The organism is Brevibacterium sp. S22 (assembly GCF_004745485.1).
In the GTDB taxonomy this organism is placed as follows: domain Bacteria; phylum Actinomycetota; class Actinomycetes; order Actinomycetales; family Brevibacteriaceae; genus Brevibacterium.
Genome location: NZ_RHFG01000009.1, coordinates 120728 through 134370 on the forward strand (window position 1 = coordinate 120728; position 13643 = coordinate 134370).

At 65.9% G+C, this 13643-nt stretch carries 12 protein-coding genes and 1 tRNA gene; 9 read left to right on the forward strand and 4 right to left on the reverse strand.

Translation table 11 applies throughout. The features are described from left to right. Window positions 1-4 precede the first annotated feature (4 nt). Window positions 5-1195, forward strand: a complete 1191-nt coding sequence (locus tag EB835_RS10085) for a MarP family serine protease (RefSeq protein WP_135809333.1) — start codon at window positions 5-7, stop codon at window positions 1193-1195. Between the two features lie 21 nt (window positions 1196-1216). Here the strand turns inward: EB835_RS10085 and EB835_RS10090 are convergent, their stop codons facing one another. From EB835_RS10090 to upp, 3 genes are all read right to left on the reverse strand, one after another. Beyond that, a complete protein-coding gene (locus EB835_RS10090) occupies window positions 1217-2158 on the reverse strand; it encodes an endonuclease/exonuclease/phosphatase family protein (protein ID WP_135809334.1) in 942 nt (313 codons plus the stop codon). 75 nt (window positions 2159-2233) lie between these two features. Next, the gene (locus EB835_RS10095; protein WP_135809335.1) at window positions 2234-3052 is read right to left on the reverse strand and encodes a winged helix-turn-helix transcriptional regulator; all 819 of its coding nucleotides are present in this window, start codon (window positions 3050-3052) and stop codon (window positions 2234-2236) included. Window positions 3053-3298: 246 nt separating this feature from the next. Beyond that, window positions 3299-3937, reverse strand: a complete 639-nt coding sequence (upp, locus tag EB835_RS10100) for a uracil phosphoribosyltransferase (RefSeq protein ID WP_135809336.1) — start codon at window positions 3935-3937, stop codon at window positions 3299-3301. Between the two features lie 72 nt (window positions 3938-4009). Between upp and EB835_RS10105 the strand changes: the two genes are divergently transcribed. The 8 genes from EB835_RS10105 to guaD all read left to right on the forward strand — a co-directional run bounded on the left by EB835_RS10105 (window position 4010) and on the right by guaD (window position 13046). After that, complete coding sequence (locus tag EB835_RS10105; protein WP_135809337.1) at window positions 4010-4561, forward strand: tRNA adenosine deaminase-associated protein; 552 nt, start codon at window positions 4010-4012, stop codon at window positions 4559-4561. A gap of 20 nt (window positions 4562-4581) precedes the next feature. Beyond that, window positions 4582-5013, forward strand: a complete 432-nt coding sequence (locus EB835_RS10110) for a nucleoside deaminase (protein WP_135809338.1) — start codon at window positions 4582-4584, stop codon at window positions 5011-5013. A 63-nt stretch (window positions 5014-5076) separates the two neighbouring features. After that, window positions 5077-5167: transfer RNA gene (locus EB835_RS10115), tRNA-Ser, on the forward strand. 272 nt (window positions 5168-5439) lie between these two features. Then, on the forward strand, window positions 5440-6900 hold the full coding sequence (locus tag EB835_RS10120) for an NCS2 family permease (RefSeq protein WP_135809339.1): 1461 nt from the start codon (window positions 5440-5442) through the stop codon (window positions 6898-6900). A 195-nt stretch (window positions 6901-7095) separates the two neighbouring features. Then, the gene (locus EB835_RS10125) at window positions 7096-8553 is read left to right on the forward strand and encodes a xanthine dehydrogenase small subunit (protein WP_135809340.1); all 1458 of its coding nucleotides are present in this window, start codon (window positions 7096-7098) and stop codon (window positions 8551-8553) included. Continuing rightward, complete coding sequence (xdhB, locus tag EB835_RS10130; RefSeq protein WP_135809341.1) at window positions 8553-10931, forward strand: xanthine dehydrogenase molybdopterin binding subunit; 2379 nt, start codon at window positions 8553-8555, stop codon at window positions 10929-10931. The genes EB835_RS10125 and xdhB overlap by 1 nt, the downstream gene beginning before the upstream one ends. Further along, window positions 10928-11713: a xanthine dehydrogenase accessory protein XdhC gene (gene xdhC, locus EB835_RS10135; protein ID WP_168216691.1), complete on the forward strand. Its 786-nt coding sequence runs from the start codon at window positions 10928-10930 to the stop codon at window positions 11711-11713. Before xdhB ends, xdhC begins: the two co-directional genes overlap by 4 nt. A gap of 49 nt (window positions 11714-11762) precedes the next feature. Continuing rightward, window positions 11763-13046: a guanine deaminase gene (guaD, locus tag EB835_RS10140; RefSeq protein WP_135809342.1), complete on the forward strand. Its 1284-nt coding sequence runs from the start codon at window positions 11763-11765 to the stop codon at window positions 13044-13046. Between the two features lie 46 nt (window positions 13047-13092). On the opposite strand, the gene EB835_RS10145 is transcribed toward guaD, so the two are convergent. After that, window positions 13093-13643: transposase (locus EB835_RS10145; RefSeq protein ID WP_135809343.1), on the reverse strand; the 551-nt coding region annotated here is incomplete at its 5' end.

Below are 13643 nucleotides of genomic sequence, written 5' to 3' on the forward strand. Positions count from 1 at the left end.
AGCGGTGACTGTACTCGACATCCTCCTCATCGTCCTCGGCATCAGCGCGCTCTTCGCCGGGTTCCGCCAGGGCATCATCACCGGAATCGGAACAGCGGCCGGCTTCATCGTCGGCTGGATCCTCGGGCGCCTGCTCTCTCCGCTCGTCGAATCGCTGAGCACCGGCACCGAGGTCATGGACAACCCCGGCGTGCTCATGCTGCTGGCCTCCATGCCGCTGGTCCTCAGCGTCCTGTTCGCCTTTGCCGGCAGCGGAATCGGCGCGTGGATCAAACGCTCCATGGACTCCGACCTCGGCCAGGGCATCGACGCCGTCGGCGGCACCGTCACCGCCGGAATCGTCTACGTCCTCGTCGTCTGGCTCGCCGCCGGCTTCATTCGCACGACCCCGCTCGTCGAACCCAACCGCTGGGTCGCCGATTCCACCGTCATCGCCGCCATCGACCGCACCATTCCCTATTCCTCCCAGAACGCCCTCGGCGGTCTGGCGAAGGGACTGAGCGCGTCGGGGTTCCCGCAGGTGTTCTCCGGCCAGCCCGAACAGATCCGCGGAGTCGGGGAACCTGACGAAGGCATGGTCGACGTCGGTCGCAGCGTCGAAGATTCGGTCGTCAAGATCACGACCACAGCCACCAGCTGCGCCACCGGTTCGGAAGGCTCCGGCTTCGTCTACGAGGACGGACTCGTCGCCACCAACGCCCACGTCGTGGCCGGATCCTCGGAACTCGCCGTACAGATCGGCGGCAAGGGCAGGCCCTACCGCGCCGAGGTGGTCGAATTCGATGCCGAAGCAGACGTGGCCGTGCTCCGAGTCCCAGGACTCGACGCTCCCGCACTCGACTTCGGCGATGGACTCGGACCGGGCGACGACTCCGTCGTCGTCGGATTCCCCGCCAATGGTCCCTATACGATCTCCCCGACGCGGGTGAGGGAGAAGATCAACGCCCGCGGCCTCGACATCTACGACGAGAACTCGGTCGTCCGCGAGGTGTATTCGGTGCGCGGCATCATCCGCGAAGGCAACTCCGGCGGCCCCCTCATCGACGCCGACGGAAATGTCGCCGGCATGGTCTTCGCCCGTTCGGCCACCGATGAGGAAACCGGGTATGCACTCTCCCGCGCCGAGATCGCCGACGAACTCGAAGCCGGTGCTGCCGACCGCACACCGCAGCCGACGGGTCAGTGCACGCACTGACCCAGTGTCCGAGGACTGCGACTACTTGAGGTCGAGTCCGGCGAAGACGGCCCGATGGTCACTCGATCCGCGTTCGAGCACCTCGTCGGAGGTGGCATCGAAACCGCGGTAGAGGACATGATCGAGCCGGGTGACAGGGAACCGGGCGGGCCAGGTGAAGCCGAAGCCGCCTCGGGCCTCTTCCCGGGAATCCTGCAGCGGCGGAACCAGGGTCTCCATATTGTTGTCCGTCGCTGCCGTGTTGAAGTCGCCGGCGATGACCACATGTGCGGCGCCGTCGGTCTCCACGGTCGTGGCCAACCGGCGCAGGGCGGCGTTGCGCATCGATTCGTGCCCCGGACGCACCGAAGGCATATGCACAGCATAGAAGCGGATGTCACCGTGATCGGTCGAGATCGTGGTTGCGAACGCGCGCGGCCACTGCAGACCGAGATCAACCTCCTCGGGTTCCGACATCGGCCATTTCGACCATACGCCGATGGTGTCGACGACCTGCGAATGGTCGAACGAGGAGTCGAGCTCCTTGTGGATGATCTTGCCCGACAGGGACTCGAGCTCCTGGATCGTGACGATGTCCGGATCACGGTCGACGATATTCTGTGCGGCGGCCGTCGGCTGCGGCATCCTCGCCCCCACATTGTGGGTGGCCACCGTCAGATCCGGATCACCGGAATCCTGATTCGGCAACAGGGCAGGTCCGAACATCCCGGTCCACACCAGAGCGGGCACGAGGAACCCGATGACCGAGAGCCACGAAAAGCGGATGAGGACCATGAGCAGCACCAGCGCGAGGACGATCCCCGTCCACGGGAGCACCGATTCGAGGATGAGCGCGATGCCCATCCGCGTGGGCAGCAGACTGTGGAGGAGCAGGAACGCCGCATAGAGGATCCCGAAGATCAATGCGGTGATGCCCTTCGCGGGGCTGTGCCTTCTGCGCGGTGAAGAATATGCCTGGTTCATCGATCAACGATCTTAACCGGGAATTCTGGCCCCACGCTGGAAGCCAGTTGCGACACGGCTCACAGCCGCGCCGCGTCAGCGACGCGCCGTCGCGCTCCACACATTCACATCGGGGTGGGTGTCGTACCGGTAACCGGAACCCCTCATCGTGCGCACCACGGACGCGTATTCGCCGAGGCGGCGCCGCAGTCGACGGATGTGCACGTCCACGGTGCGTTCGTCGGGAACCTCACCACCGGACCACACTGCGGTGATGAGATCCTCACGGGGGAGAGTCTCATCGGCGTGTGAGACGAGAGTGGCGAGCAGGTCGAATTCCTTCGTCGTGACATCGACGAGCTCACCATCGATGCGGACCTCGCGACGCGGGATGTCGATGCGCAGGCGTTCGCCCGTCGCCTGGGTGTAGATGTCGCCTGCCCGTCCACCGAAACCGCGGGGCGCGGGAGCCGCCGGAGCGGAGTCCTCGCGCAGAGCCGGCGGGTGGATGCGGTTGGGAATGCGCGAACGCACAGGTCCGTGAGTCGCGGCCGGAGCACCGGTCGCGGCGGGAGAGCCGGTGGCGACGGCCCGCACAGCGTCGATATCGCTGCCGCGGCCCTCCGGCGCCAGTGCGATGACCGCCTGCGTCTCGGCCTGGGTGGCCAGTTCCTTGGCGTAGGCCTGCAGCTCAGCGGCGATCGCTGAGAGGTTCGTGCCGTCAGCTGCGGCCTTGGACTCATCGAGTCCGATGTAGACGATGATTCCGCGAGCGGCCTTCGGCGAGGGGACGACGCCGGCGGGTCCGAAGGTATGCGGTGCGTTCTGCGGGTCGACTGCGCTCAACCTGGCTCCTGCACGTCGAGTGGCCACGGCGCTGCGCGGGTGGACGTAGGCGGGTTCTGGATTCGGCATAGCTGTCCTTTGCTCAGACCAAGAGGTCGATATGACTGGAAGAGTCCGCTGCTTGAGTGAACTCGTTCGAGGCCGGACAGCGGGAGTACGATCACCGACCACGAACGCAGGGCATACACATGTCTGCCGCAGGCATTCGCATCTGGTGGATCACTGAAGTCATGGCTTCATTATTTGTCATAAAACAAAGACACTGCAATGGAACGGGCGAAAATGAGACGACTGTGACGAATTATGACAAAGAAGTCAGTCGACGATTCCGTACATCCGGTCCCCGGCATCGCCGAGTCCGGGCACGATGTAGCCCTTGTCATTGAGCTTCTCGTCCAGCGCCGCCGTGTACACCTTCACCTCGGCGGAATCGCTGTAGTCGCGTTCGATGCGCTCGACGCCTTCGGGGGCGGAGACGAGGCACACGGCGGTGACATCACGAGCGCCGCGAGCGAGGAGGAAGTCGATGGCCATGGCCAGGGTGCCTCCGGTGGCGAGCATCGGATCGACGACGAAGATCTGCCGACCGGTGAGGTCATCGGGCAGACGGTCGGCATAGGCGCTGGGCTCGAATGTCGTCTCGTCACGGACCATTCCGAGGAAGCCCACCTCGGCGGTGGGAAGGATGCGCAGCATTCCGTCGAGCATGCCGAGCCCGGCACGCAGGATCGGAACCACGACGGGGCGGGGTTCGGCGATGCGGGTGCCGGTGGTCGTCGTCACCGGGGTCGAGATCTCCTTGTCCTCGACGGACACCGACCGGGTCGCCTCGTAGGCCAGCAGCATGACGAGCTCTTCGGTGAGCTGTCGGAAACGAGCGGAATCCGTGTTCACATCGCGCAGGGCGGTGAGTTTGTGGGCGATGAGCGGGTGATCGGCTACGTGAAGATGCATACCCAAATGGTACGGGAGAACTCGATGTCTCCGGCAGTGGTCAACATGGAGCGAAGCGTTCACAATGGAGGCATGTCGTACTTCACTGAGATCCTGGCCGATACCGGCGATGGCTTCCGCGCCCTCGATGTCGACGTCCGAGACGCGAACGACCTCGACGACCTCGTCGATACGATGCGTGGAGCCGCGGGCGAGGACGGAGAGGCCGTGGCCGTGATCGAACACGAAGACGAATGGTTCGGCCTCGTGCGCCTGTGCGCGAACAATGAGGTCAAGGTCTTCCTCTCCGATCTCGCCGCGGCCGAGGCGAGCCCATTCGCGGAGATCTTCGCGGACTTCCTCGACTCCCGTCCCGACGCCTACGACGCCGAACCCGAAGAGGACTTCGGGGCCGAGGAGGACGAAGTCGAAGTCGACGAGGATGAGGACGATGACGAGGTCGAGATGCTCGAATTCGACGCCGACGCCGAATGGGGCGGAGACGCCGAAATCTACGCCGATCGCGGAGTCCCCGCCGCCACCCTGATCGACCAGGTCGAAAGCTATCGGTCCGACCCCGCCCGAGTCGTCGCCCACGTCGGCGAGACCGTCGGCTTCGCCGATCAGCTCGAGGCCGCACGCTGAACGCTGAGTTCGCCGAATGGATGGGGTATGCCCTCGCCGAGGCGGCGCTGGCGCCCGCTCATGACGACGTTCCCGTCGGGGCCGTGGTCATCGACGAGACCGGTGGGGTCATCGGGCGCGGTCACAATCGGCGCGAGGTCGATGCCGATCCGCTCGGCCACGCAGAGCTCATGGCGATCTCGCAGGCCGCCTCGGCGAGGGAGGGGTGGCGTTTGGACGGCTGCACCCTCGTCGTCACCCTGGAGCCGTGCACGATGTGCGCCGGCGCCCTCGTCGGCTCCCGGATCGACCGCGTCGTCTTCGGCGCCTTCGATGACAAGGCAGGGGCCGTCGGGTCGCTGTGGGATCTGCTGCGCGACCGTGCCGCACTCCACCATCCGGAGGTGACCTCGGGCATCCGGGCTGAGGAGGGCCGGGCCCTGCTGAGAGAGTTCTTCGCGGCCAGACGCTGACGTGTCCCACCTCACGGTGAACCGATTTGGACGCAGAAAGTCCGCCGCTGTACAGTTGTCGGCGGTGGCGTGTCCGAGCGGCCGAAGGTGCAACACTCGAAATGTTGTGTAGGGCAACCCCCTACCGTGGGTTCAAATCCCACCGCCACCGCCAAGGGAAACCCCTGATCAGACGCTTCTGGTCAGGGGTTTCGTCTGTCCCGTCGAGGGACGGCATCGGCGTCGGCAGAGGTGTGATGATTGACACACCAGGGTCGAGCGGCGAGACTTGCTCGGTGAAACAGAAATAGTTTTCCAGGATGCGAAAGTTCTGGTTCGGTCGTGGACCGATGACTTGCCTGTCTCACGCGCACGTTCAAGGCGCAGGGCCGACGACGATGATGTCGGCGGCTGACCAAATCGAACAACCTGAGGTGGTCCATGAAAATGGCTGACAACGACCAAGCGGTGCAGACCGCATCCTCGAGACCGGGGCTTCTCGACAGATTCTTCGAAATCACCCAGCGCGGGTCGTCGATCCGACAGGAGATCCGGGGAGGCATCGTCGCCTTCGTCGCGATGGCCTATATCGTCGTCCTCAACCCGCTCATCCTCGGCGGCTCCCAGGACGTCGCCGGCGACAGCCTCGACTTCGCTCAGCTGACCGCGGTCACCGGGCTCGTCGCCGGCGTCATCACGATCCTCTTCGGCGTCGTCGCCCGACTGCCCTTCGGACTCGCCGCCGGACTGGGGATGAACAGCTTCCTCGCCGTCTCCGTCGTCCAGGACGTCACCTGGGCTGATGCTATGGGACTGGTGATCATCAACGGCGTCATCATCGTCGTCCTCGGTGCCACGGGCATCCGCACCGCGATCTTCAACGCCGTCCCGCATGCATTGAAGATCGCGATCACGGTGGGCATCGGACTCTTCATCGCCTTCATCGGCTTCGTCAACTCCGGGTTCGTCACCCGCACCCCGGAGGGACCGCCCGTCCAGCTGGGACAGGACGGGTCGATCGGCTCGCTGCCGACGCTCGTGTTCGTCTTCGCGCTCGTGCTCATCGGCATCCTCGTGGCCAGGCAGATCCCCGGCGGCATCCTCATCGGCATCATCGTCGCCACGATCGCCGCGATCATCATCCAGGCGTTCGCGCACCTGGGCACCGTCGGCGACCCGGAGAACCCGGACCCGCTGGGCTGGAACCTCTCGGCCCCGGAGATCCCGAAGCAGATCGTCTCCGCACCGGACTTCGGACTCATCGGAGCCTTCGACCTGTTCGGAAGCTTCCAGAGCATCGGCGTGCTCGCGGCCACGATGCTCGTCTTCACCCTCGTGTTCACGAACTTCTTCGACGCCATGGGGTCGATGACGGGTCTGGCCCGCCAGGCCGGAGTCCAGACTCCCGACGGCATGTTCCCGCGCATCCGCGGAGCCTTCGTCGTCGAGGGACTCGGCGCCGTCTTCGGAGGAGCCGCCTCGGGGTCGTCGAACACGGTCTTCGTCGATTCCGCCGCCGGCATCGCCGAAGGCGCACGGACCGGACTGGCCGCATGCATCACCGGCGTGCTGTTCCTGCTGTCGATGTTCTTCTCCCCGCTCATCGCCGTCATCCCGATGGAAGCAGGAGCCGCCGCGCTCGTCGTCGTCGGCGCCATGATGGTCACGCAGATCCGCGAGATCGACATGAGCGACTTCCGCACCTCGCTGCCGGTGTTCCTGACCATGGTGACGATGCCGCTGACCTATTCGATCGCCAACGGCATCGGCGTCGGATTCATCTCCTGGGCATTCATCCACGCTGCGAGCGGACGGGCCCGCCAGGTCCACTGGCTGCTGTGGGTCGTCTCCGCCGGATTCGTCCTGTACTTCGTTCGCGGACCGATATCGGCTATCTTGGGGGCATGAGAAAAATGGTTGGACACTCAGCTTGGGGAAGAGGTCAGATCGCCCACGGGGCCTGACCTGCGGGGACGCATAGTCCCCGATTCCGCGTTCTTCTGCGCTGTTCGCATGGATAACCAGAGGCTCGAAGAACGAAGCACATTGTTCCAACCATGCACTGTGCGTCTCAGTGGAGAGGCGCGGGAGGTGTGAAGTGCGATGTCCGCTGCGACAACGGATCAGTCAACTGCCGAAGTGAACGTCAACGGGACCGTCCGCGAATTCGACGGCCCACCCCATACGAATGCGCTGGACTTCCTGCGCGGTCAAGGTCTGACCGGAGCGAAGGAAGGCTGCGCCGAAGGCGAATGCGGGGCCTGCGCGATCATGGTCGCCCGCCCCGACGAATCCGGCGGAACCCGCTGGACCTCGGTCAACTCGTGCCTGCTGCCGGCGGCAGCGCTCGACGGGGGAGAGGTCGTGACCGCCGAAGGCCTGGCCGACGGCGAATCCATCCACCCCGTCCAAGAAGAGATGGCCGTGCGCGGCGGATCCCAGTGCGGGTACTGCACCCCCGGCTTCATCTCCTCGATGGCCGCCGAATACTACCGCCCCGATCGCTGCGACGACGGCTTCGACCTCCATTCCCTGTCCGGCAACCTGTGCCGCTGCACCGGATACCGCCCCATCCGCGATGCTGCGAACGCCCTCGGACAGCCGGCCGCCGATGATGCCCTCGCCGCCCGCCGTGACCACCCGGCCCCGGCCGCCGTGGCCACCGATTACCAGCGGGCCGATACCGCGACCGGGACCATCGGACGCTACCGGCGTCCCGCCACGCTGACCGAGGCGGTCGAAATCCTCGCCGCCGACCCCGAAGTCACCGTCGTGGCCGGAGCCACCGACTGGGGCGTCGAGGTCAACATCAAGGGAGCCCGCGCCAAGAACATCCTCGCCGTCGATCGGCTCGAGGAGATGCGCGGAATCCGCCGCACCGCAGACGCTGTCGAACTCGGTGCCTCTCAGACCCTGTCCGAACTCGAACGCGAACTCGCCGGCGAGATCCCCCTGCTGGGCAGGCTGTTCCCGCAGTTCGCCTCCCGCCTCATCCGCAACGGGGCCACGATCGGGGGCAACCTCGGCACCGGTTCGCCCATCGGCGATACTCCTCCGGCCCTGCTCGCACTCGAGGCAGAACTCGTGCTCACCTCGGTGCGCGGGTCACGGACCGTTCCGCTGGCCGACTACTTCACCGGATACCGGCAGACGGTCCGCGCAGCCGATGAGCTCATCACCGCCATCCGCATCCCGGTGCCGCTCTCGCCGCTGACATCGTTCCAGAAGATCGCCAAACGCCGCTTCGACGACATCTCCTCGGTGGCGATCGGCTACGCCGTCGACATCCGTGACGGGGTGATCGTCAAGGCTCGGATCGGACTCGGCGGAGTCGCCGCCACCCCGCTGCGCGCCACCGCCACCGAAGCCCTGATCGAAGGGCAGCCGTGGAGCCTGGAGACCGTGCACGCCGCAGCCGAGACCCTCGCTGCCGAAGGCACCCCGATGGACGACCACCGGGCGAGTGCGAAATACCGGACCGCGATGCTGCGGTCCTCCCTCGAACGCTTCTATGCCGAGCAGCTCGGCCACCCGGCCGTGACCAGCAAGGAGGTCAAGTGATGAGCCAGCTCTCCCAGCGCCCCGCCGACCCGGTCGTCGGCGAACGCCACCACCACGAAAGCGCCTTCGGCCATGTCACCGGAACCGCGCTCTACACCGATGACCTCGTCGGACGTCTCACCGGAGTCCTCCACGCCTTCCCCGTGCAGGCGACGACGGCGCATGGCCGCCTCGGCGCGATCGACATCGCACCCGCCTATGCGGTGCCCGGCGTCGTCAAGGTCATCACCGCCGCCGACATCCCCGGCGTCAACGACCAGGGCGTCAAGCACGATGAGCCGATGCTGCCGGTCGATGAGATCATGTTCTTCGGCCAGCCCCTGGCCTGGGTCCTCGCCGAGGATCTCGAGGCCGCGAAGGAAGGTGCGGCAGCCGTGAACGCCGAGGTCGACGAGCTGCCGTCGCTGGTGACCGTGCGCGATGCGATCGCCGCCGACAGCTACCACGGCAAGCCCCTGTCGATCGACAAGGGCGAGGTCGACTCCGCCTTCGCCGATGCCGCTCATGTCTTCGAGGGCGAGTTCGAATTCGCCGGCCAGGAGCACTTCTATCTCGAGACGCAGGCCTGCCTGGCCCATGTGGATGAGAACGAACAGGTCTTCATCCAGTCCTCGACCCAGCACCCCACCGAGACTCAGGACATCGTCTCCCATGTCCTCGGAGTCCCCGCCCACGAGGTGACTGTGCAGTGCCTGCGCATGGGCGGAGGCTTCGGCGGCAAGGAGATGCAGCCGCACGGCTACGCCGCCCTGGCCGCGCTCGGTGCGAAGCTGACGGGCAGACCGGTGAGGCTGCGCCTCGACCGCACTCGCGATATCACGATGACCGGCAAACGCCACGGCTTCCACTCCTCATGGAAGGTCGGATTCACCGAGGATGGGAAGATCCTCGCCCTTGATTCCACTCTGACCGCCGACGGCGGGTGGAGCCTCGACCTGTCCGAACCGGTGCTCACCCGCGCGATGTGCCATATCGACAATGCCTACTGGGTGCCGAATATCCGCGTCACCGGGCGCATCGCCAAATGCAACAAGACCTCGCAGACGGCCTTCCGCGGGTTCGGCGGCCCGCAGGGCATGCTGGTGATGGAGGACATCATCGGTCGAGTCGCCCCCAAGCTGGGACTGTCCGCCCGTGAGCTGCGGCGTCGGAACTTCTACTCGGCAGGTCAGGACACTCCCTACTACCAACCGGTGCGCCACCCGGAGCGGATCGGAGCCTGCTGGGATCAGCTCATCTCCCAATCCGACCTCGAGGCCCGCGAACTCGAGACCGAAGAGTTCAATTCGGGCCATGAGCACATCAAACGCGGACTGGCGATCACCCCGGTGAAGTTCGGCATCTCGTTCAACCTCACCGCCTTCAACCAGGGCGGGGCGCTCGTGCTCGTGTACAAGGACGGGTCCGTCCTCGTCACCCACGGCGGCACCGAGATGGGGCAGGGCCTGCACCAGAAGATGCTGCAGGTCGCGGCCACCACCCTCGGCGTGCCGCTGTCGACGGTGCGTCTCGCCCCGACCCGCACGGACAAGGTGCCGAACACCTCCGCGACGGCAGCGAGCTCCGGCTCCGACCTCAACGGCGGAGCGGTGAAGAACGCCTGCGACCAGATCCTCGACCGGCTGCGCCAGGTCGCCGCAGGCATCCTCGGGGCACCCGCTCATGAGGTCAGCATCTCCCGCGGAATCGTCTCCGCACTGTCTTCGGCGAAGACGGTGACCTGGGAAGAGCTGATCAACACCGCCTACTTCCAGCGCATCCAGCTCTCGGCCTCCGGTTTCTACCGCACCGAGGGACTGCACTGGAATCTGTCGCAGATGCGGGGCGAGCCATTCAAGTACTTCGCCTACGGGGCGGCCGTGTCCGAGGTCGAAGTCAACCGCTTCGACGGCTCCTATACCCTGCGCCGCGTCGACATCGTCCACGATGTCGGAGACTCCCTGTCACCGCTGCTCGACCTCGGACAGATCGAAGGCGGATTCATCCAGGGCGCCGGCTGGCTGACCCTCGAAGACCTGCGCTGGGACGAATCCGACAAGCCGAGCCGGGGACGACTGGCCACTCAGGCGGCGAGCACGTACAAGATCCCGAGCTTCTCCGAAGTCCCCGAGATCTTCAACGTCACCTTCCTCGACAGAGCCCATGAAGATGGAGCCGTGTACGGGTCGAAGGCCGTGGGCGAACCCCCGCTCATGCTCGCCTTCTCCGTCCGCGAAGCCCTCCGCGAAGCCGTGGGCGCCTTCGCAGGCCCCGGCCACAGCGTCGACCTGCCATCACCGGCGACACCCGAAGCGGTGTTCTGGGCGATCGAAGAAGCCCGCGGGCAGGACTCGGGGGCGGCCGCCTCGGCGAGGGAAGGACAACGAGTTCCGTCATGACCTGGATGGACACCGCGGCCGAGCTTCGCACAGCTCGGGTGCCGGCTGTCCTCATCACTCTCGCCGCGGTGCGTGGGCATGCCCCACGCGAGGCGGGAGCGAAGATGATCGCCACCGCCGATGACCTGTTCGGGACCATCGGCGGGGGCAATCTCGAGATGACGGCCCTCACCCGTGCCCGGGAACTCCTCGCAGAGGACGCCCGTGCCCCTGAGATGCTCACCCTGCGGCTCAACGACAAGGCGCCGGCCAAGTACGGTCGCCAATGCTGCGGCGGAGAGGTCACGATGCTGTTCGAACCCCTGCCTGTTCCGGCCGCAGCGGCGATCTTCGGCATCGGCAATATCGGACTCGAGCTGACTCGGATCCTCGCCCGGCACGATATCGACCTCACGGTCAGCGATTCGCGGCCCGAGCAGCTCGAGGCGATCGATGCACTGGAGACCCCGGTCGCACGCATCAGCTCCGAATTCGCCGTCGTCGGGGAAGAGGTGCTCACCGCACTGCCGGCCGGTGCGCATGTGGTCATCATGACCCACGACCACGCCGAGGACCTGCACCTGTGCTCCGCGGCGCTGACCCGCGGCGACCTCGGTTCGATCGGGCTCATCGGATCGAATGCGAAATGGCAGCGGTTCCGCAAGAACCTCGCCGCAGAAGGCTTCGACCCCGAGATCATCGACACCATCCGATGCCCGATCGGACTGCCCGATCTGCCGGGCAAAGCGCCCGCAGCGATCGCCGTGAGCGTCGCCGCGGACTTGCTCGCCCGCATGGCCTGAACACAGGCCGCCACTGACTGGCACCACCACTGACTCAAGGAGAACCACTGTGGTCATCTACCGCGTTCGCGTCTTCGATACGCCGGACAACCCATTCACCGGAGGCAGGCTGCGCTCGGCCTCCGACATCGCCCTCGTCGTCGATGACGGACTCATCACCTCTCGCACCGACTTCGACACCGCCCGGTCCACGCACCCCGACGCCGAGGTCGTCGACCTCCGCGACGGCGTGCTCATCCCCGGTCTTGTCGACACCCACGTCCACCTGCCGCAGGTGCGGGCCATCGGCCACCTCGGACGGCCGCTGCTCGACTGGCTCGACCAGTGCGCCCTGCCCGAAGAGGCGAAACTCGGTGAGCCCGCCTATGCGGAGGCGGTGGCCGGCGAGTTCCTCACGGGGCTGATCTCGGCGGGGACCACCTCGGCGATGGTCTTCGGTTCGCATTTCGCGACCGCCATGGACATCTTCTTCGCCGCCGCCGAGCAGTCGGGGCTGCGAATCACATCCGGCCTGGTCACAAGCGATAGGAACCTGCCAGATGCCCTGCTCACCGACGTCGAGCGGTCGCTCGAGGAGAGCCAGGGGCTCATCGACCGGTGGCACGGGAAGGGGCGACTGCGCTATGCGGTGACGCCCCGGTTCTCGTTCTCGGCGGGACCGGAGATGCTGGCCGCGGGCGGTCGCCTCGTGGCGCAGAATCCGGGGATCTGGGTGACCTCGCATCTGAACGAGAACCGCGATGAGATCTCCGGGGTCGCACAGATCCACCCCGAGGCCATCGACTACCTCGACACCTACGACCGGGCAGGTCTCGTGGGGCGGCGGACGGTGCTTGCGCACAATGTCCACCCGCAGGATCGGGAGCTGGCGCGGATGGCCGAAGCGGGGGCCGTGGCTGCGCACTGCCCGACCTCGAACTCGGCTCTGGCCAGCGGCTTCTTCCCGCTGCGCAGGCATGTGGAGGCAGGCGTCCGGGTGGCCCTGGGCTCGGACGTCGGAGCGGGGACCGGATTCAACCTGTTCAAGGAGGGCGTGCAGTCGTACTTCATGCAGCAGCTCGATCCGGCCGGGGGAGTGGCGCTGACGTCGGCCCATCTGCTGCACCTGGCGACCGCGGCAGGCGCCGAAGCGCTCGAACTCGATGAGGTCGGCGTACTGAGTGAGGGCAAGCGCTTCGACGCCGTGCTTATCCGCCCGGCAGAGGGCCAGCCGCTTGACGTCGGCATCCGCCACGCTGCCGACGACGCCGACGCTTTGGCGACGATCTTCGCCATGGGCACGCCCGCCGACATCGCTGAAGTCTGGATCGACGGCTGCCCCACCCACCCCTGATTGCTACCTGACGGCGGCTCAGCAACCTCGATCCTTCTATGTCTTGTCAAGCAGGTTGAGGAACGGTATCTAGCGCGTTGAGGATCTTGTAGACCCGACGCGCTAGATACCATTTGAGCTTGCGTCGGATTTCCTTCTTCGACTTCTTCGTCGGGTCTTCACCGTAGTGCTTGGCAACGTACTTTCGGGTCCGCTCGTCATGGACCATCCGGTTCATGATCACTGTGTGTAAGGCTCGGTTCAATTGCCGGTCACCACCCCGATTCAACCGGTGACGATGCGTGTTGCCCGACGAGGCAGGAATCGGATTCACCCCCGCCAGGGCAGCGAACGCAGCTTCGTTGCGAACCCGTCCGGGATGAGACCAGGCGGTGAAGCACACCGCGGCGCTGAAGGGCCCGACCCCGGGCTCTTCCAGCAAGGCCGCAGCCGGGCTGGCCTTGATGAGTTCAGTGAGTTTGTCGAGGTTGCCTGCCAACTCCTCATCGAGGTCGAGAACGCGTTTGGCCCGACGCACCGCCTCAGCTCTGGCAGTGGCCAGCCCGATATCTTCCTTCCTGGCCCGCCATTTCGAGATCTCAGCGAACTGATCGGCCG